Here is an 18,496-nt window from a genome sequence, read left to right on the forward strand (position 1 = left end):
CGTTCCTTAAACACACTGCACTTCGGTGCCGGCCGCCTTGATGGCGGCGGCGTCTTCCGGGCTCAGACCGGTGTCCGTGATGAGCAGGTCTACGTCGGTGAGGTCGCCGAAGCGGGCGAAGTGCTCCTGGTTGTGTTTGGCGGAGTCTGCGAGCAGGACGACTCGGCGGGCGGCCGCGACGCATGCGCGCTTCACTGCTGCCTCGGCCAGGTCCGGGGTGGTGAGGCCGCTGTCGAGGGAGAAGCCGTTGGTGGCGAGGAACGTCACGTCGGCGCGGATCTCGCCGTACGCACGCAGGGCCCAGGCGTCTACAGCCGCGCGCGTACGGTGGCGGACTCGGCCACCGACGAGGTGCAGGTCGATGCCGGGGTGGTCGGCCAGGCGGGCGGCGACGGGGAGCGCGTGGGTGACGATCGTGAGGCCGCAATCCAGCGGTACGTCGGCTGCCAGGCGGGCGATCGTCGAGCCGGCGTCGAGGATGACGCTGCCGGAGTCGGGCAGTTCGGCGAGGGCGGCTCGCGCGATGCGGTCCTTTTCGTCGGCGGCCGTCGACTCGCGCTCGGCCAGGTCGGGCTCGAAGTCGAGTCGGCCGGCGGGGATGGCGCCGCCGTGTACGCGGCGCAGGAGGCCGGCGCGGTCCAGGGCCTTGAGGTCGCGGCGGACGGTCTCGGCGGTGACCTTGAAGGTCTCGGCGAGGGAGAGCACGTCCACCCGTCCGCCCTCGCGTGCGAGGCGGAGGATTTCCTGCTGGCGCTCCGGTGCGTACATGTGGGATTACATCCGTTCGATGCCCGAACCTGTGGTTTCACTGGCAGAGTACGACCAGGTTGCGGGCATGTAAACAGATTCGGGCAGACGGTCGGACATATTCGGGCGCCTGAATGCCGTACGGCGCCCGTGTCCAGGGGACACGGGCGCCGTCGGATGGCGGGTCAGTGCGTGAGCGCCGGCTCACCCTTCGCCGCTGGGGTGCCTGCTGCCTCGGCGCCCTCCGCGCCCACTCGGGGCCGCGCCGGCAGCGCGAACATCACGCAGAAGATGACCACCAGCACCGCCGTCGTCCACCAGAGTGCGTTCTGGAAAGCGTCCACGAACGCCATGCCCAGCGCGTTCGGGGCGAGACCGTCGTCGATCACTCCGAAGAAGACGACCGACACCAGGCCGAGGCCCAGCGCGTTGCCCATCTGCCCCATCGTGTTGATGAGGCCGGACGCCGAGCCGGCGTGCTCGCGCGGCACGTCGGCCAGCACCGCGTCGGTGAGCGGCGCCACGATCAGGCCCATGCCGAGGCCCATGACGATGAGCGGCAGCGCCATCTGCCAGGACTGGATGGCCGTCCCGTACCGGTCGGCCTCCCAGATGTAGAGGAGGAGTCCCGCCACCATCGTCAGCGCCCCGGCCTGGAGGACCTTCCGGCCGAAGCGCGGGACGAGCTTCTGTACGGAGAGGCCTGCGGCGAGTGAGACCGCGATGGAGAACGGGATGCCGGTCGTGCCGGCCCGCAGCGGGCTCCAGCCGAGACCGAACTGCATGTACATCGTCCAGACCAGGAAGAAGATGCCCAGCGCCACGCCGAAGGTCAGCTGCACCGCGATGCCCGCCGCGAAGCTCTTGACCTGGAAGAGGGACAGTTCGACGAGGGGGGAGCCGTCCTTGCGGGTCTTGTAGCGCTCGTACGCGATGAAGAGCGCGAAGACCGCCGGGCTGGCGATCATCGAGAGGTGGCCCCACAGCGGCCAGTCCAGCTCCTCGCCGCGGGTGAGGGGGTAGATCAGCATGAGCAGGCCGAGCGTCGCGAGCGCTACGCCGACGAGGTCGAGGCGCAGCGCCTTGGGAGCCTTGGACTCGGTGATGAAGCGGATGCCGAGGATCAGGCCCGCGATGCCGACCGGGAGGTTGATGAGGAAGATCGGGCGCCATCCCATTCCGAACAGGTCCCACTCCGTGAGCAGCGCGCCCAGCATCGGGCCCGATACGGCGCCGAGGCCGACGACGGCGCCGAACAGGCCGAAGACCTTGCCGCGTTCGTGCGCGGGGAACGTGGCGTGGACGATCGACAGCACCTGCGGCACCATCAGGGCCGCCATCGCGCCCTGGAGGATGCGGGACGCGACCAGGGTCTCCGGGTTGGGAGCGAAACCGCAGAGCGCGGAGGCGAGTGTGAAGCCGGTGATGCCGATCAGGAAGAGGCGCTTGCGGCCGTAGATGTCACCGAGCCTGCCGCCCGTGATCAGCCCGGCCGCGAAGGCCAGGGCGTATCCCGCGGTGATCCACTGGATCGCGCCGAAGTCGGCGCCCAGGTCCTGCTGGATGCTGGGGATCGCTATGTTGACGATCGTGACGTCGACCAGGTCCATGAAGGCGGCGGTCATCACGATGGCTAGCGCGAACCACCTGCGGCGGTCTGGCGGAGGTGTTGAAGTCATGTGAGTGAGGCTATGGGGAATGTAGGACAGTTTTTGTCCTAACGGGACGGCATCCTGAAAACATGACGACCGACACACCGGCCCGGCTGCTGCAACTGCTCTCGCTCCTCCAGACGCCCCGCGAATGGCCCGGCAGCGAACTCTCCGAGCGGCTGCGCGTCAGTCGCCGCACCGTGCGGCGCGACATCGACCGACTGCGCGACCTCGGCTATCCGGTACAGGCGACGATGGGCGCGGACGGCGGCTACCGGCTCGTCGCGGGCAAGGCCATGCCGCCGCTGGTGCTCGACGACGAGGAGGCCGTCGCCATCGCGGTGGGACTGCGGGCCGGCGCGGGCCACGCCGTCGAGGGCATCGAGGAGGCGTCCGTACGGGCGCTGGCGAAGCTTGAGCAGGTGCTGCCGTCCAGGCTGCGCCGGCAGGTTTCCACCCTCCAGGCCGCCACCATCCCGCTGACCAGCGGCGACGGCGCGACGATCGACCCGCGGACGCTCACGGTGATAGCGGGCGCGGCGACCGGGCAGGAGCGGCTGCGGTTCGGCTACCGGGCGGGGGACGGATCCGAGAGCAAGCGTCTCGTCGAGCCGCACCGGCTGGTCAGCACGGGGCGGCGCTGGTATCTCGTCGCGTACGACCTGGACCGGGAGGCGTGGCGTACGTTCCGGGTCGACCGGGTCAGTGAACCGTTGGCCACGGGGGCGCGCTTCACGCCCCGGGGGCTGCCGAGCGGGAACGCCGCCGAGTTCATCCGGCAGTCCTTGAACCGCTCGCAGGCGCGGTACCGAGTGGTGGCGACGTTCGACGCGCCCGCCGAGTTCGTGGCGGCCCGGCTTCCGGGCTCCCTCGGCACACCGGAGCCGGTGGCGGGCGACGACAGCCGCTGCCGGCTCGATGTCACCTCGACCGACTCGATGGAGTGGCTGGGGATCCGACTCGCCCTGGTCGACTGCGAGTTCACCGTGTCCCAGCCGCCGGAACTCGTCGACTATCTGGCCGGGCTCGGCGGACGGATCAGCCGTGCGACCGGCGACAGGCGATGAGGGGTAGGGGACAGGGGATGGGGCGAGCCCCGGCGCCGGGGGGAGGGCGCCGGGGCTCGGCTCTGGGGCGACGCGTACTTCGCCGGGGCGCTTATGCCGCCGATTCGAAGCCCGTGTCGCGGGCGAGGCGCTTCAGCTCCAGCAGTGCGTGCTTCTCGATCTGCCGGATCCGCTCGCGCGTCAGGCCGTGCTGCTTGCCGACCTCGGTCAGGGTCCGCTCGCGGCCGTCCTCAATGCCGTACCGCATGCGGATGATCGATGCCGTGCGCTCGTCGAGGTGGCCGATGAGATCCTCCAGCTCCTCGCTGCGCAGCAGCGACATCACCGACTGCTCGGGCGACACCGCCGAGGTGTCCTCCAGCAGGTCGCCGAACTGGGTCTCGCCCGCGTCGTCGACCGGCATGTTGAGCGAGACCGGGTCACGCGCCCAGTCCAGGACGTCGCTGATGCGTGCCGTCTTGGCGTCCAGCTCGGCCGCGATCTCCGCGTGCTCCGGGTCGCGCCCGTGCATGCGGTTGAACTCGCGCTGCACGCGCCGGATGCGGCCCAGCTCCTCCACCAGGTGCACGGGGAGCCGGATGGTACGGGACTGGTCGGCTATGGAGCGGGTGATGGCCTGGCGGATCCACCAGGTCGCGTACGTCGAGAACTTGAAGCCCTTCGCGTAGTCGAACTTCTCGACCGCGCGCACCAGGCCCGCGTTCCCCTCCTGGATCAGGTCGAGCAGGGGGAGACCACTGCGCGGATAGCGGCGCGCGACAGCGACGACAAGGCGGAGGTTGGAGCGGATGAACAGGTCCTTGGCGCGCTCGCCCTCGGCGACCAGCGCTTCCAGCTCTTCCCGGGAGGCACCGCCCGCCTCGCTCTCCACCTCTTTGTCGAGGATCTGCTGGGCGTACACGCCCGCCTCGATGGTCTGTGAGAGATCGACTTCCTTGGCGGCGTCGAGCAGCGGCGTCCGTGCGATCTCGTCGAGGTACATGCCGACCAGGTCGCGGTCGGCGATCTCCCCGCCTACGGCGCGAACGCTGCGTACCCCGCCGGACCCGCCGGTGGCGGTCTGACGACGGGCGACGGCACGGGTTGCCATGCGGTGCTCCCTTGCGTAAGTAGGTCGCGGTTGCGCGGTCGGTGGCTGCGGGACTCCCTTCGGGTGCCCTGCCTCCGATGGAAACAACGACTGGAATCCGGACAGAATTCCCATGGCGTGCATTCATTTTCGTGATCTTGCAGTACCCTGTCGGCTCCCCGAGGGGAGGCGCGTGCCGCGGCATCCTCAGAGGTGCAGGTCAGCGCGGGCGCCGAGGCCGCCGGGCAGCGCCGCCCGTGATTGCGCTCTTACCCCTGAAGACGGCCCCCACCGGTTTCTGGTTGCTCGGTTGCTCGCGATGTGGGTGCGCGGGCAGACGTCCGCAGCGGCTGGGGTCCGCTGCGCGGAGCATTTCCCCTCCCCGCCCCTTCCCGAACTGGGGGCAAGCCCCCAGACCCCAGTCAACACAGACGCCCTTCGGGCGTGTCCTCAATCGCCGGACGGGCTGGGCCTAGGCCGGGGCCTACACCCCGGCCTAGGCCCAGCGCCCGATCCGCTCCGCCCGCCCCGGACATAGCCTCCACCGCATGGACACGACAGGCACTCTCGATGAAGCACTCGAACGTCTTCACACCCACGGCCCCGAACGCCTCGGCCGTCTCACCAATCACGCCCCGATGGCCGTCGAATCGCTCGCCGCGCGCGGCGAGGCCCGATCCGTCCACCGTTGGCTGGATCTCTACGCCGACAGGCTGGAGGACTTCCCCGCCCTCCACACACCGGTGACCGACAGCAACTGGCAGGCCGCGCTCGGCGATCCGCGCCGCGCCGCCGACTGGATCGCCTACTTCGCACGCCTGGTTGAGGAGCAGCCGTGGCGCGAAGTGCTCGCCACCTGGTGGCCCCGCCTGCTGCCCGGCATGTACGGCGGCGCCGCGCACCCCGTGATCCGCGTGGGCCACGCGGTACGCACGCTGCTGGCCGACAGCAAGGACGGCGAGGACGGCCCCCGGCGCACCGAACTCGCCCACGGCCTCGGCTACTGGGCCGCCCGCCACCTCCCCGTCCAGCCGCCCGCCCCGCTCCCCGGCGCGCGCACCGCCGCCGAAGCGCTCGACGCCGTACCGGCCATCGACGTACGGCAAGGAGGCTTCCCGGACCGCCTCGCGCGGGTCACGCGCCTGCCGGTCTGGGAGGGGGCGCAGGCGCCGATCGGCCCGGACGAGGCGCGGCAGAAGCTGGCGGAGCTCGTACGGGCGGCCACCCACAGGTACGCCACGCACGGCCACGGCGACGAAACCATGCTGGTCCACGCGGCGACCGCCCCGAACGCCGTCCTGCGCGCCCTGCCCGCACTGCCCCGCACCCTGTGGGCACCGAGCCTGCACGCCGCCTGGACGGCGTCCGCCGCAGTCACCTCGATGTACGCCCCGGACGCACCCGTGCCGTACGCCTCGCCCGGCTCCATCACCCCCGAGGAGGTCTTCGAGCGGGCGACGGCGCACGGCGACGAGCACGTCATCAAGCTCACCGACACCGCGCTCGATCTGGGCGACGAGCAGGCGCTCGCGGCCGCGCTGCGCGCGATCGAGCTGAGCGAGCCGCTGGTCTGACGGCCCGGCACCGGCGTCAGCCGAACTGCAGCGAACGCTTCGCCAGGCCCATCCAGAAGCCGTCAATCACATTGCGCTGCGTACCCAGTTCGCCCATCGACGCGCCCAGCGTCACGAACAGCGGCGCGAAGTGCTCAGTGCGCGGGTGGGCGAGCCGGCCGGCCGGGGACTTGTGCTCGAAGTCGAGCAGCGCGTCCACGTCCGCCGCCGCCAGCGCCTCGCGCCCCCACGCGTCGAACTCCGCCGACCAGCCGGGCACTCCCCCACCCTGGTGCCGCAGGGCCGCCAGGTTGTGGGTGAAGAAGCCGCTGCCGACGATCAGTACGCCCGCGTCACGCAGAGGCGCGAGCTTGCGCCCGATGTCCAGTAGCCGCTGCGGGTCGAGGGTGGGCATGGAGATCTGGAGTACGGGGATGTCGGCCGCCGGGAACATCTCGACGAGCGGGACGTACGCCCCGTGGTCGAGCCCGCGGTCCGGGAAGTCCTGGACGGGCGTACCCGCACCGCGCAGCAACTTCCGTACGGATTCCGCGAGTTCGGGTGCGCCGGGTGCGGCGTACTCGACACGGTAGTAGTGCTCGGGGAAGCCCCAGAAGTCGTAGACCAGCGGCCTCGCCTCTGTGGCGCCGAGCGCTAGCGGGGCCTCCTCCCAGTGGGCGGAGACCATCAGGATCGCGCGGGGGCGCGGCAGCTCGGCGGACCAGGCGGCGAGCTGACCGGGCCAGACGGGGTCGTCGGCCAGCGGCGGGGCGCCGTGGCTCAGGTAGAGGGCGGGCATACGCTCCATGGCCGGACGAACCTCCTTGAAGTTTCAAGCTGCGGGTTGTTTGGACTCTAACTCCATCTAGTTTAAGTTTCAAGAAGTGGGTCGTAGAGTGGTTGCATGACGACGGGACCCCGCTGGCTCAGCGAACAGGAACAGCGCACGTGGCGTGCCTACCTCCAGGCAACCACGCTTCTGGAGGACCACCTCGACCGCCAGCTTCAGCGCGACGCCGGGATGCCGCACGTCTACTACGGCCTGCTCGTGCAGCTCTCCCAGGCACCGCGGCGGCAGCTGAGGATGACCGAGCTGGCCCGCATCGCGAAGATCACCCGCTCCCGGCTCTCGCACGCCGTCGCCCGCCTGGAGCGCAACGGCTGGGTGCGCCGCGAGGACTGCCCGTCCGACCGGCGCGGGCAGAACGCCGTACTGACGGACGAGGGGTACGCGGTGCTGAAGGAGACCGCGCCCGGCCATGTCGCCACCGTCCGCCAGGCGATGTTCGACCGGCTCACCCCCGAGCAGGTGCGGCAGCTCGGCGAGATCATGCAGGTCATGGCGGAAGGGCTGCAGCCGAAGGACACGGACGCGGACCTGCCCTGGCTCCGCTGACGCTGAGCGGAACCAGGGCAGGTGGCTTGTACGACTGCGTCAGTGTGCGATGACGGGGATCTTCATCTCGTCCGCCGCATTCGCATCCGTACCCGCATCCGTACCCGAGCCCGCGATCGTCGTCGTTCCCGGGCGGCCGGTGTTGATCAGCGTCAGCGCGATCGTCGCGGAGACGGCCAGGATGCCCACCGCCCACCAGATGGCACTCGCGTAGCCGTGCACCATCGCCTGCGCCTGGAGCAGCTGCTCGTTGGTGGCGCCGGCGGCGTGCGAGGCGACGTACGCCGTGGTGGCGCTCGCCGCGATGGTGTTCAGCAGGGCCGTGCCGATCGCGCCACCCACCTGCTGCGAGGTGTTGACCATGGCCGAGGCCACGCCCGCGTCGCGCGGCTCGATGCCGTGCGTCGCCAGCGACATGGCCGGCATGAACGCCGTACCCATGCCCAGACCCAGTAGCAGCTGCGCGGGCAGGATCAGACCGGCGTACGACGAACCGATCTCCAGCTGCGTCAGCAGCAGCATGCCGAGCGCCGCGACCAGGAAGCCGGGGCCCATCAGGTAGCGGGGCGCGACCCGCGTCATCAGGCGGGCGCCGATCTGGGTCGAGCCCGTGATCATGCCCGCGATCATCGGCAGGAAGGCGAAGCCGGTCATGACGGGCGAGTAGCCCTTCACGATCTGGAGGTAGTACGTGAGGAAGAGGAAGAGGCCGAACATCGAGATGACGGCGAGGCCGAGGGAGAGGTAGACACCGCCGCGGTTGCGCTCCATCAGGACGCGCAGCGGCAGCAGCGGCGACTTGACCTTCGACTCGACGAACACGAAGGCGAGCAGCAGCACCGCCGAAGCGATGAACAGGCCGACCGTCGCGCCCGCCGCCCAGCCGTCCGACTCGGCGCGCGTGAAGCCGTACACGAGCGCGACCAGGCCGAGGGTGGAGAGGACGACGCCCGGGATGTCGAGCGGCGAGCGGTTGCGGCCGCCGGCCGGCTCGCGGATCACGAAGTACGCGCCGGCGGCCGCGACGATCGCGAAGGGGATGTTGACGAAGAAGGTCCAGCGCCAGTTCAGGTACTCGGTGAGGAAGCCGCCCAGGATCAGGCCGACCGCGCCGCCGCCACCCGCGATCGCGCCGAAGATGCCGAACGCCTTGGCCCGCTCGCGTACGTCGGTGAACGTCACCGCGAGGAGGGAGAGCGCGGCCGGCGCGAGCAGCGCGCCGAAGGCGCCCTGGAGGGCGCGTGAGCCCAGCATCATCGCCTCGCTGGTGGCCGCGCCGCCCAGCGCGGAGGCCGCCGCGAAGCCGAGCAGGCCGACGACGAAGGTGCGCTTGCGGCCCCAGATGTCGGCGATACGGCCGCCGAAGAGCAGCAGACCGCCGAAGGCCAGGGCGTACGCCGTGATGACCCACTGGCGGTTGGCGTCGGAGATTCCCAGGTCCTGCTGGGCCGACGGCAGCGCGATGTTCACGATCGTCGCGTCGAGCACCACCATCAGCTGGGCGAGGGCGATGAAGACCAGCGCTTTCCAGCGGTTGGGATCAGGGAGAGCGGCCGTGTCGGGTGTTTTTGGCATGGAGGTAGCCACCTAGGGGTGCGAAGAGGCGAAAAGGTACGTAACTAAGTCGTCGTGGGAAGAGTCAGGACTCCCGGCGCAGGTCCTCCAACGTCGCGGGAGAGCCGGGGAGAACGGAGCGCGCCGGTGCCTCCAGGCCGTCGAGGAAGAGTTGCAGGTGCCGGTGCACGAACTGGTCGAAGTTCATGCAGGCACTGCCCGGCAGCGGCCGGGTGAGCTGGGAGAGGGCGATGAGCAGGTCGCCGACGGCGACGTCGTCGCGGAGCCGTCCGCACTGCCGTGCGCGCGCCATGAGGCCGTCGACGGCCTCTTCGAGGCGTTCGCGCTCGGCCAGCAGTTCCGGATGGTCCTTGTCGAAGCCGCCGGCGAGCATCGGGCACAGCGCGCCGATGCGCTCGTCGGCGGCCGCGTGGACGAAGCGGCGCAGCGCGTCGAACGCGTCGGCCTCTTCGGCGGTCGCCGTCCGCGCCTGGTCCGTGGCGCGGGCCATGACGGAGACGACCACGTGGTGGATGAGTTCGTTACGGTCCGGGAAGTGCCGGTAGAGCGTCGCGTTGCCGACGCCCGCGCGGCGGGCGATCTCGTCGAGCGGCACCTCGGGGCCGAACTCGACGAACATCTCGCGCGCGGCCGCGACGATCCGCTCCCGGTTGCGCAGCGCGTCGGCGCGCGGGCGCGGCGTCCGGCGCCGATCGGTTTCGGGCCGATCGGTTTCGGTGCGGGTGACGGTGGCCACGGCGCTTCCTCTCGTACATAACCGGGGATCGAGTCCCCGCTTCGGCTGACACTCCTGCAAACGGGGAGAGTGTCCCCGGTTATTTCCCGAAGTCGCACATGTGATCCGGAACACAGCCAGGCCGGGAAATTCCCACGATCGGGTCACCCAGCGGGCGGCCGGACGGCCCCCGGCACAGGGTGATCGAACGAGAGCAGTCTGGGACGGCCGGCTGCCGCGGACCCGAAGGCGAACGTATGCAGCGGACCCGCCCCCGGATACGCAAGCCCCGCCACATAGTCAGCGTGGCCGCCCTCACCGGCCTCGTCCTCACCGCCGTGACCTCCGACGGATCCCCGCTCAACAACCGTTCCAGGGCATCGGCCGGCCCGGTGGCCACCGCCGACCAGGCCGTTTCGGTGGCCGACGAAGCCGCCCTCAAGCCGTGCCGGATCGCGGGCACCATGGGCGTACAGATGTCGGAGGGCCTCCCGACGCCGCCCGGCTTCGCGCGCTCCACGGGTGACGTACGCGCCCTCACCCTCATGATCGACTTCTCGGACGCGCCGGGGAGGGGCCCGGCGCGCGACCGGTTCGAGGAGTTCTTCCCGCAGACGACGCAGTGGTTCACGACGAGCTCGTACGGGCGTCTGCGCTACCGGCCCGTCACGCCGTTCACGGACTGGGTGCGGATGCCGATGCCCTTCGCGGAGTACGGCATAGACCGCGGCTCACCGTACGAACCGGGCTACCGCAGCCTCGTCGAGGACATCATCGCCGCGACCGACGACCGGGTGGACTTCCGCTCGTACGATCTCGTCAACGTCCTGGTCACACCCAACGCCGGACCCTCGGCCCTGGACACCGTCCTGTCCGTCACCTTCTCCGGCAACGACGACGCGCCGCGCGCGGACGGCGTCCCGCTCGCCAACACGTCGTTCGTCTACAGCCGCCAGGACGACGGGTCGGGATCGTACGGCGAGACGGGCTATCGCGTGCTGCCGCACGAGAACGGCCATGTCTTCGGGCTGCCGGACCTCTACACCGTGGACGGCGGGGGTGCGGTCGGGCACTGGGACATCATGTCCGAGGACTGGGGGGCCAACAACGACCTGCTCGGCTGGCACAAGTGGAAGCTCGGCTGGCTCGACAGCGCGCAGATCCGCTGCGCGTCCGAGAACGGCACCAGCGAGCACGTCCTCGCGCCGCTCGCCTCGCGCGCCGGGAGCGGCGAGGGTGACGCGGGCGACGCGGGCAGTGACGGCCGCGAGGACAGCCGGGTGAAGCTGGTGTTCATACCGCTGACGGACAGGGCGGGGTACGCCGTGGAGGTACGCACCCGGGCCGGCAACGACGAGGCCGTCTGCAAGCCGGGCGTCCTGATCTACCGGGTCGACGCCGACGTCGACACCGGCCACGGTCCGGTGACCGTCGCCGACAGCGAGCGCGACAGCGGGGGCTGCACGCGGCGGCCCAATGTGCACGCGGAGCTGTCGGACGCGCCGTTCGGGGAGGGCGAGACCTTCAAGGACCGGCAGTACGGGATCCGGATCTCGGTGACGGAGGAGGACGAGCGCGGCAACTTCCGGGTCCGCGTCAGCCGCCGCTGACGAGGCGGTCCGTGGTGGTGCGCAGCTCCCGCTTGAGGATCTTGCCGGTGGCGTTGCGCGGCAGCGGTTCGTCCCGTACGAGCACGTGGGCGGGCACCTTGAACGCGGCGAGACCCTTGGCGACATGCGCGCGCAGCTCGTCCGCACCGGCCGTGGCGCCGGGCCGCAGCTGCACGACCGCTGCGACTTCCTCGCCCAGGACGGGATGCGGAACGCCGAGCACGGCCGCGTCGAGTACGTCCGGGTGGTCGTGCAGCGCGCTCTCGACCTCGACGCAGTACACGTTCTCGCCGCCGCGTATCACCATGTCCTTGATGCGGTCGACGATGCTGACGCGCCGGTCGCGCACGGTCGCGAGGTCCCCGGTCCTGAACCAGCCGCCGTCGGCGAAGGCCTGCGCGGTCGCCTCGGGGTCGTTCCAGTAGCCCCTGACGAGCGACTGCCCGCGCAGCCACAGCTCACCGACCTCGCCGTCGAGCAGCGGCTGCCCGTGTGGCCCGGCGATGCGGACTTCAGTGCCCGGTGCGGGCCGGCCGACACTGCCGGGGTACGCGCGGTAGGCCGCGCCGAAGTTGGCCATGACACCGCCGCTGGTCTCCGTGAGCCCGTAGCCGTTGCGCGGCTCGATGCGCTCGCCGTGCCGGGCGGTGAGCCGCCCGACGAGGCCGGCGGGCGCGGCGGCGCCGCCGGTGTTGAGCATGGCGAGGCTCTGCAGCCCGTCCCCGGCCGCTTCGGCGGCGTCCAGCAGCTGGAGGGCGGTGGCCGGTACACCGGCGTAGTGCGTGACCTTGTGCTCGCGGATCAGCGTGAGCGCCCGCCCGGCGTCCCACTTGTGCATGAGGACGAGGGTGCCGCCGGCCGCCATGGCGGCGTACAGCGCGGTGAAGGCGGCGACGTGGAAGAACGGGAACGTCATGAGCGATACGGGGGTCGGCCCCTGCCCCGGGATCTGCCCGCGCCCCAGCGCGGACAGCGCGGCGTGGAACCGGGGGTGCGTGGCGGCGCCGGCCTGGGCGAGGTGGGTGGCTACGGCGCCCTTGGGGCGGCCGGTGGTGCCGGAGGTGTAGATGATCGTCGCGTCGTGCTCGGCGCGTACGTCGACGTCGGGCGGGGCGAGGTGCGGATCGGCTGCCCTGATGCCCTCGTAGGCCTCGCCCCACTGGCCCGCGTCGCCGTGGAAGACGACGACCTTGGGCCGCCGTGGCTCGCTGCGAGCCGCTAGCCACGGCTGCACTCGGGGCAGGCGCTCGCCGTCGACGAGCAGCACGCTGGGTGTGCAGTCGTCGAGGGCGTACGTGAACTCCGCCTCCGTCCACCAGGCGTTCAGCGGCACGGCGACCACCCCCGCCAACTGCGCGGCCCAGAAGGCTACTTGCCACTCGGGGTGGTTGCGCATGGCGATGACGGCACGGTCCCCGGGGGCGAGGCCGTAGTCCTCGACGAAGCGGCGGGCCAGGGCGGAGGCCGCGGCGAAGAACTCGCCGTAGGTGTAGCTCCCGCTCTCCGCGATCAGGAACGGCCGGTCTCCGTACGCCCACGTCGCCTCGACGAACTCCCGCAGCGTCCGGGGGCCGCCGGCGTACATCGGACTGCCGTCCTCCGCGCGCACGACTTCGAAGGGCGCGCCTGGGGCGGTCAGCGCGGCTTCGGCGACGCGCAGGGGATCATTGTTCGGCACGGACGAACCTCTCTAAGCGCTTGCTCAGCTCTCAGGACGCTATGCCCGCCCCCGCCTCACGTCAAGATTCGTGCGTCATACACATTTCTGCCAGGCCCAACCTTCACCACCTGATCGCACCTGGGGCGGGTGGGCGGGGCTGCGCACCAACCTGAGCGGAAAATGATGGACCAGGTGTGACCTGCGGAAACACATTGATCGTGTGTGGGGCGTCGGTCCTGCAGAGACCTCGCTCAAGCCGCTGAGCGAGGTGGGTCACGCTACCTTGACGGCATGCGGGCCGATGCTGACCGTGACGTCGACGTGGCCGCCGAGAGCGGCCGCATAGGCGCGCAGCGTCTCCAACTCCATGGCGTCGATGTCACCATTCTCGATCTGCGAGATCCGGGACTGGGAGACACCGAGGACGGCGGCGACCTCGCCCTGAGTCTTTCCCACCAGCTTGCGCAGCTCGCGCAGGTGGTAGCCGGCGATCTGGGCGTCCAGAGTGGCGTCCGCGCGTGCCTGGAGCTGGGGATCGCTCATCTCAGGGTTGCGCCGGTGCGCTTCTGCCTTCACGTCCTGCCAACGACGGGCCGGGCTCATCGCTTGTCTCCCTTCGAGGGCCGTTCCTGCTCTGCCTGCTTCTCCTCGCGGTACGCCGCGTAGCGCTTCTCCGCGAGGGCGATCGATTCGGGGTACCACTGTGACCAGCGGCCGGCTTTGTCACCCGCGACGAGGAAGACCGCCTCGCGGTCGGGGTCGAACACGAACAGTAGACGTAACTCGCTGCGCCCGCGCGACCCAGGGCGCAGTTCCTTGAGGTTCGAGAGACTGCTGCCGGTCAGAGTGTCGACCAAAGGGCGGCCCAGTCCAGGTCCGATCGTCGCCAGCCGGTCGATGGCGCGCTCCACGAGCACTGCCGTCTCAGGGTCGGACTCGGCCAGGGTGAGGAACCACTCATTGACCGGTTCCAGAAGAACGATTTCCCACGCCACCCCCAAAATATAACCCAGGACTCATTTCGATGCCAGGGGTCGCGTGGAGCTGCCTGCCTTGCGGGCGGAAGCCGTTGAGACGCGTCGACCTGCCCGGCGTCGCGTACGACACCTTCACCATCGGCGTCCAGATCCGTGCCGGACAGTGGATGCGGGCAGAGCTCCAGCGGGTCATCCGTACGGTCCGCCCACTTCCACCAGGCGGGCTGGCCTGGGCACCGCCGCAGTATGCGGCAAGCTCGCGCGCCGTCGTCTTCCCGGCCGCAGAGGACGACGCCGCCCGCCGCCCCTCTCACGCCAGGCCAGCGAGTACCTCCGCCTCCTTTTCGGCGGAGAGGCCGTCCGCGAGGGGTGGCGCGGTATCCGCCGGTAGTGACTGGCGCCAAGCCCACGTGTCCTTCACCGTGTCCAGCAGCGGGCGGCAGCGCAGGCCCGTGGACAGGGCCCTCGAGACGTCGCCCGCGTGCACCGCCGCGTGGAGTTCGCTGCCCGGCGGAGCCCAGATCGGCAGGTCGCTCCAGCCCTCGACGCCCGCGGCTTCGATGGCCTCCGGGGAGAGCCAGCGCAGTTCGGCGTCCGATCCGGTCGCCTGTACGCAGGCGTCGAGCAGGTCGCCCATCGTGGCGTGGTCGCGTGGGCCGACCAGGTTGTACGGGCCTTGCAGGCCGGCGTCCACCGCGTCGAGCACCCACGCCGCGAGGTCGCGCGCGTCGACGTACTGGAGGGGCGTGGTCTTGGGGCCCGGGGCAAGCACCGGGCCGCCGGCCTCGCGGGCGATGCGGTCCAGCCACCACGTCAGGCGGCCGGGGGTTTCGCGGGGGCCGAGGATCACGCCGGGACGGATGATCAAGGTGCGCTTCTCGCCGAGTTCGCGGAGGACTGCCAGCTCCGCGCCGCGCTTGTCCGCCGGGAATTCGGTCGCTTCGGCGTCGGGGTCGCCCTCGGCCAGCGGGCCGTCCTCGTCAAGGCCCGCCGGGGCCGGCCAGGCGTACACCGAACGGCTGGAGACGAAGGCGTAGCGGCCCACGCGGCCTGCGAGCAGCCGGGCCGCGTCGCGCACGACGGACGGGGCGGACGACCAGGTGTCGACGACCGCGTCCCACTCGCCGGTGGCGAGGGCGGCCAGGCCGTCGGGTGCGGTGCGGTCCCCGTGCAGGGCCCGCACCCCGGCCGGCGCCGGGTGCTCGCCCCGGTGGAAGACGGTGACCTCCCAGCCCCGGTCCCGCGCGGCCTCGGCGACCGCGCGCCCCCCGAAGTCCGTACCACCGAGCAGCAGCAGCTTCACAGCTTCGTCCCGGTGCGGTACGCCGCGAAGCGGTCGGTGATCTCCCGGGCGCGGTCCTCCGCCTCCGACAGCTTCATCTCGGCGCACTCGTAACCGAGTTCCTCCGTCATGATGGCCATCGATGCGGGCTCGAAGACAACGGTGCCGTCCGCCTGTATCTCGCTGATGCCGTCCTGGATCTGGCCCGACACGTTGATGGCGTGCGCCTGCTCCTCCGTCATGCCGTCCGGCAGCAGCGGCCGGAACTTGCCGGACTCGATCGCCACCGGGAAACCCCCCAGCGCGCCGTCCGCGCCCGGCGCGTGGACGACGGCGTCGCGGCCGTCGGCCAGCGGCTCCAGGACGCTGAGGGCCGAGGCCGCCGTCATGGTCTGGCCCGGCATGCCGCCGGTGCGGCGGTACTGCGCGGGGAGCCGGTTCAGCAGCGCCTCGATGTCCAGCTCGGCGGTGATGTCGCGGCCGTCTACGCGGATGCCGAGGCCCATGGCGGCCGGGCCGCTGTTGCCGTGGCGCGACAGGCGGTGCGAGACGTAGTGGTGGGCGACGAGCCGCACCTCGACGTCGGCGGTGCTGCGGCCGAGTTCGTCGGCGGCGGCGGCCGTGATGCCGGGGACGTTGTTGGCGACGTTGCCGATGCCGATGTCGGGGGACATGCCGATCGCGGTGAGCGCCGGGTGCACCGCGTCCGGGTAGGCCGCGTTGACTACGACGGCCTCGGTGCCGGAGAGCTTGACCGCTTCCATCGCCTTCATCACCGGGACCAGGTGCATCGGCAGCCACGGGCCGTAGTTGGCGGCGTACACGCGCTGGAAGGCGGACGGCTCCAGGGTGGAGATGACCCACCACGACTGGTAGCTGGCGGCGAGGAAGATGACGTCCGGCGCGAAGGCCGCGATGCGCTCGGCGGTCCGCGCTACGTCGGTCAGGTCTGTCACGGCGTGGCTCACGGTGGGGGTGTAGCCGCGCTGCACCGCACAGAAGCGGGTCAGGTTCGTCGCGCGCAGCGCCACCTCCTCGTCACGGCCTACGAGTTGGACGTGACGGTCTCGCGTGCTGTGGGCGAGCTCGTGGAAGACGCGGCGGCCGATGTCGCCGGCGCCCAGGATCATGATCTTGCGGGGCTGGTTCATGACGTACCTCCGAGGTGGGCGTGAGCGGTGGCCGGCGGGTAGGGGGCCGCGAGCCGGTGCGCGTCGCGGACCAGGCGGGGCAGTTCCCGCATGGAAGGGAAGGCGAGGGCGCCGTCGCGGTGCGGGCCGACGGCGGGATCGGCGGTGTACTGAAGGACCCGCATGCCGGCGCCGAGCGCGGCGTCGACGCCGACCGGGCTGTCCTCGACCACGACGCAGTCGTCCACGTCGGCGCCGCACTCGGCGGCCGCCCACAGGAACAGCTTCGGGTCCGGCTTCCAGGCGTTGATGTCGTACGCCGAGAAGAGCCGGCCCTCGAAGTGGTGCAGGATGCCCGACTTGCCCAGGCGGCTCGCCATGATCTCCGGCGGGCTGTTCGAGGCGACGCACATCCGGGCCCCGAGGAACGACCTCAGCTGCTCAAGGGCGTACGCGACACCCTCGATGGGCTCCAGCCAGGAGCCGATGAGCTCGTCGCACTTGGCGCGCGCGAGCGCCATGGCGTCGGCCGGCGGCGCCGCACCCGAGATCTCCTCCATCAGGTCGATGCACTCCTGCATCTTCTTTCCGGAGAACAGCTCGTCCCGCCGCTCCTTGGTCAGGTGAAGGCCCATCAGCTCGCCGATGTACGCGAGCCCGCCGTTCTCGGCGTCCTGGGTGTCGACCAGGACGCCGTCCAGGTCGAAGATGACGAACTCACTCATAGGTGATCCAGTCCACGCTCTCGATGGCGGCGACGGTCGCGGCCAGTTCCCGGTGGTTCGCGGCGGAGCCGATGACAGCCGCCGTGTTGCCGCGCGCGCCGATGCGCCAGTCCGCGGCGGCGCCCGGCTCGGCCAGGACCGTGACGCGGTCCACGTTCGGGAGGCGGCGCAGGGCGGAGACGTTGCGGATCGACGCCACCCTGCGGGCCCCGACGGGCGGCACGATCAGGTAGTGGAAGGCGATCGGCCCGTCGTGCTTCACCTCGGGTGTCTCGTACGGGCGGCCCAGCGCGGCGGCGACCGCCACGTACGCGGGGTCGGAGGTGCCCGAACGGACGGCGAGGTCGTCGACCCAGGCACCGAGGCGGCCGTTGACCTCGATGACCCGGGGTCCTTCGGCGGTCAGCTTGATCTCTACGTCGGCGACGCCGTGGATGCGCAGGGCGCGTACGGCGCTGCACGCCAGGTCGCGTACGGCGCGCTCCTCGGTCTCCGGCACGACGGAGAAGCCGCCGTAGCCGCCGCGCTCGCGGAACGGCTCGGCCAGCGCGAACTTGCTGGTGGTGAAGACCGGACGTACATCGTCACCGTCGCCGTCGGCGACGCAGTCGACCGCGATGTAGTCGCCCCAGGGGGCCGGGGTGTCCCGGCCGACCAGCAGCTCCTCCAGCATGACGGCGGTCTCGGCGGGGCCGCCTTCCCCATCGCCGCTGAACAGGTCCGCGAGGGCGGCGTGGCACTCCTCGGGGGTCGTCACGGCCTGGGTGTTGCGGCTGGACGCGCCGATCACCGGCTTGATGATGGCGGGCAGTCCGACGTACGCGATCGCCTCGTGGGCCTGCTCGGGCGTGGTGATCGTACGGAAGCGGACGCTGTCGACGCCCGCCTCGGCGAAACGCTGCCGCTGGAGGTCCTTGTGCGTGATCGCGTCGACGTCGGCGGACCGGTGGTAGCGCAGCCCGAGCGCCTCCGCGAGCCGGACGGTGCGCGCGATCTGGAACTCGCTGAAGGTGATGATGCCCGCCGGGGCGAGGGCGCGCAGCGCGTCCAGCAGCTCCGCCTCGGTGCGGCCCGCCGTGTCCACCACGGAACCGACCGTCTCCAGCGTGGGGATCATCTCCCGCGCGTGGTCGGTTTCGGCCGTCACGAAGACCAGCGAGCAGCCGTTGTCCCGGGCGGCTTCCGCCAGCCGGGTCGGTGCGAGGCTCCCCGCGTCGTAGACGACGAGAAGCACCGGCTTGTCACTCATGGGGCAACCTCTGTGTTCCGGATAGCAGGGGGCGGGATGTCAGGAGAAAAGGGGATGTCCGGGGAAAAAGGGGCGTGACGGTCCTGCGG

General features: G+C 70.9%; 17 protein-coding genes. 4 read left to right on the forward strand and 13 right to left on the reverse strand.

The genetic code is table 11. The annotated features are described in order from the left end of the window. Positions 1-6 precede the first annotated feature (6 nt). Both ABZX79_RS17120 and ABZX79_RS17125 read right to left on the reverse strand, forming a co-directional pair. The gene (locus tag ABZX79_RS17120) at positions 7-768 is read right to left on the reverse strand and encodes a DeoR/GlpR family DNA-binding transcription regulator (RefSeq protein WP_355257447.1); all 762 of its coding nucleotides are present in this window, start codon (positions 766-768) and stop codon (positions 7-9) included. Positions 769-932: 164 nt separating this feature from the next. Next, a complete protein-coding gene (locus ABZX79_RS17125; RefSeq protein ID WP_355257450.1) occupies positions 933-2,426 on the reverse strand; it encodes an MFS transporter in 1,494 nt (497 codons plus the stop codon). 62 nt (positions 2,427-2,488) lie between these two features. On the opposite strand from ABZX79_RS17125, the gene ABZX79_RS17130 reads away from it, so the two are divergent. Next, entirely contained in the window at positions 2,489-3,466 is a 978-nt protein-coding gene (locus tag ABZX79_RS17130) for a YafY family protein (protein ID WP_355257453.1), read from the forward strand. 91 nt (positions 3,467-3,557) lie between these two features. Here ABZX79_RS17130 and ABZX79_RS17135 read toward each other — a convergent pair whose 3' ends face one another. After that, complete coding sequence (locus ABZX79_RS17135) at positions 3,558-4,556, reverse strand: sigma-70 family RNA polymerase sigma factor (protein ID WP_355257456.1); 999 nt, start codon at positions 4,554-4,556, stop codon at positions 3,558-3,560. Between the two features lie 527 nt (positions 4,557-5,083). On the opposite strand from ABZX79_RS17135, the gene ABZX79_RS17140 reads away from it, so the two are divergent. Beyond that, entirely contained in the window at positions 5,084-6,109 is a 1,026-nt protein-coding gene (locus ABZX79_RS17140) for a questin oxidase family protein (RefSeq protein ID WP_355257459.1), read from the forward strand. Positions 6,110-6,125: 16 nt separating this feature from the next. Here the strand turns inward: ABZX79_RS17140 and ABZX79_RS17145 are convergent, their stop codons facing one another. Beyond that, the gene (locus ABZX79_RS17145) at positions 6,126-6,887 is read right to left on the reverse strand and encodes a class III extradiol ring-cleavage dioxygenase (RefSeq protein ID WP_355257704.1); all 762 of its coding nucleotides are present in this window, start codon (positions 6,885-6,887) and stop codon (positions 6,126-6,128) included. A 105-nt stretch (positions 6,888-6,992) separates the two neighbouring features. Here ABZX79_RS17145 and ABZX79_RS17150 point away from each other — a divergent pair, with 105 nt between their 5' ends. Beyond that, complete coding sequence (locus ABZX79_RS17150) at positions 6,993-7,484, forward strand: MarR family transcriptional regulator (protein ID WP_355257462.1); 492 nt, start codon at positions 6,993-6,995, stop codon at positions 7,482-7,484. A 39-nt stretch (positions 7,485-7,523) separates the two neighbouring features. Here the strand turns inward: ABZX79_RS17150 and ABZX79_RS17155 are convergent, their stop codons facing one another. Beyond that, positions 7,524-9,059 (reverse strand): MFS transporter, encoded by a 1,536-nt coding sequence (locus ABZX79_RS17155; protein ID WP_355257465.1) that lies wholly within the window; start codon positions 9,057-9,059, stop codon positions 7,524-7,526. A gap of 64 nt (positions 9,060-9,123) precedes the next feature. Next, entirely contained in the window at positions 9,124-9,795 is a 672-nt protein-coding gene (locus ABZX79_RS17160; RefSeq protein ID WP_355257468.1) for a helix-turn-helix domain-containing protein, read from the reverse strand. A 236-nt stretch (positions 9,796-10,031) separates the two neighbouring features. On the opposite strand from ABZX79_RS17160, the gene ABZX79_RS17165 reads away from it, so the two are divergent. Beyond that, positions 10,032-11,384 (forward strand): M6 family metalloprotease domain-containing protein, encoded by a 1,353-nt coding sequence (locus tag ABZX79_RS17165; RefSeq protein WP_355257471.1) that lies wholly within the window; start codon positions 10,032-10,034, stop codon positions 11,382-11,384. On the opposite strand, the gene ABZX79_RS17170 is transcribed toward ABZX79_RS17165, so the two are convergent. The 7 genes from ABZX79_RS17170 to ABZX79_RS17200 all read right to left on the reverse strand — a co-directional run bounded on the left by ABZX79_RS17170 (position 11,371) and on the right by ABZX79_RS17200 (position 18,407). Next, positions 11,371-13,062, reverse strand: a complete 1,692-nt coding sequence (locus ABZX79_RS17170; RefSeq protein ID WP_355257474.1) for a class I adenylate-forming enzyme family protein — start codon at positions 13,060-13,062, stop codon at positions 11,371-11,373. The genes ABZX79_RS17165 and ABZX79_RS17170 overlap by 14 nt on opposite strands. Before the next feature lie 255 nt (positions 13,063-13,317). Next, positions 13,318-13,647: a helix-turn-helix transcriptional regulator gene (locus ABZX79_RS17175; RefSeq protein WP_355257477.1), complete on the reverse strand. Its 330-nt coding sequence runs from the start codon at positions 13,645-13,647 to the stop codon at positions 13,318-13,320. Beyond that, positions 13,644-14,045 (reverse strand): type II toxin-antitoxin system RelE/ParE family toxin, encoded by a 402-nt coding sequence (locus tag ABZX79_RS17180; protein WP_355257480.1) that lies wholly within the window; start codon positions 14,043-14,045, stop codon positions 13,644-13,646. The genes ABZX79_RS17175 and ABZX79_RS17180 overlap by 4 nt, the downstream gene beginning before the upstream one ends. Before the next feature lie 286 nt (positions 14,046-14,331). Beyond that, a complete protein-coding gene (locus ABZX79_RS17185; protein ID WP_355257483.1) occupies positions 14,332-15,324 on the reverse strand; it encodes an NAD-dependent epimerase/dehydratase family protein in 993 nt (330 codons plus the stop codon). Continuing rightward, entirely contained in the window at positions 15,321-16,454 is a 1,134-nt protein-coding gene (locus ABZX79_RS17190; RefSeq protein WP_355257486.1) for a hypothetical protein, read from the reverse strand. Before ABZX79_RS17190 ends, ABZX79_RS17185 begins: the two co-directional genes overlap by 4 nt. Then, positions 16,451-17,158 (reverse strand): HAD-IA family hydrolase, encoded by a 708-nt coding sequence (locus tag ABZX79_RS17195; protein ID WP_355257488.1) that lies wholly within the window; start codon positions 17,156-17,158, stop codon positions 16,451-16,453. The genes ABZX79_RS17190 and ABZX79_RS17195 overlap by 4 nt, the downstream gene beginning before the upstream one ends. After that, complete coding sequence (locus ABZX79_RS17200; protein WP_355257491.1) at positions 17,151-18,407, reverse strand: ATP-grasp domain-containing protein; 1,257 nt, start codon at positions 18,405-18,407, stop codon at positions 17,151-17,153. Before ABZX79_RS17200 ends, ABZX79_RS17195 begins: the two co-directional genes overlap by 8 nt. Between the last annotated feature and the right edge of the window lie 89 nt (positions 18,408-18,496).

The sequence above is a fragment of the Streptomyces sp. NPDC002994 genome (assembly GCF_040611155.1).
In the GTDB taxonomy this organism is placed as follows: Bacteria; Actinomycetota; Actinomycetes; order Streptomycetales; family Streptomycetaceae; genus Streptomyces.

Excerpts from the sequence above, each read along its gene's own strand:
- ABZX79_RS17120 (WP_355257447.1), bottom strand. The coding sequence starts at position 768 with ATGTACGCACCGGAGCGCCAGCAGGAAATCCTCCGCCTCGCACGCGAG.
- ABZX79_RS17190 (WP_355257486.1), bottom strand. The coding sequence starts at position 16,454 with ATGAACCAGCCCCGCAAGATCATGATCCTGGGCGCCGGCGACATCGGC.
- ABZX79_RS17130 (WP_355257453.1), top strand. The coding sequence starts at position 2,489 with ATGACGACCGACACACCGGCCCGGCTGCTGCAACTGCTCTCGCTCCTC.
- ABZX79_RS17155 (WP_355257465.1), bottom strand. The coding sequence starts at position 9,059 with ATGCCAAAAACACCCGACACGGCCGCTCTCCCTGATCCCAACCGCTGG.
- ABZX79_RS17135 (WP_355257456.1), bottom strand. The coding sequence starts at position 4,556 with ATGGCAACCCGTGCCGTCGCCCGTCGTCAGACCGCCACCGGCGGGTCC.
- ABZX79_RS17195 (WP_355257488.1), bottom strand. The coding sequence starts at position 17,158 with ATGAGTGAGTTCGTCATCTTCGACCTGGACGGCGTCCTGGTCGACACC.
- ABZX79_RS17125 (WP_355257450.1), bottom strand. The coding sequence starts at position 2,426 with ATGACTTCAACACCTCCGCCAGACCGCCGCAGGTGGTTCGCGCTAGCC.
- ABZX79_RS17175 (WP_355257477.1), bottom strand. The coding sequence starts at position 13,647 with ATGAGCCCGGCCCGTCGTTGGCAGGACGTGAAGGCAGAAGCGCACCGG.
- ABZX79_RS17200 (WP_355257491.1), bottom strand. The coding sequence starts at position 18,407 with ATGAGTGACAAGCCGGTGCTTCTCGTCGTCTACGACGCGGGGAGCCTC.
- ABZX79_RS17150 (WP_355257462.1), top strand. The coding sequence starts at position 6,993 with ATGACGACGGGACCCCGCTGGCTCAGCGAACAGGAACAGCGCACGTGG.
- ABZX79_RS17140 (WP_355257459.1), top strand. The coding sequence starts at position 5,084 with ATGGACACGACAGGCACTCTCGATGAAGCACTCGAACGTCTTCACACC.
- ABZX79_RS17145 (WP_355257704.1), bottom strand. The coding sequence starts at position 6,887 with ATGCCCGCCCTCTACCTGAGCCACGGCGCCCCGCCGCTGGCCGACGAC.
- ABZX79_RS17165 (WP_355257471.1), top strand. The coding sequence starts at position 10,032 with ATGCAGCGGACCCGCCCCCGGATACGCAAGCCCCGCCACATAGTCAGC.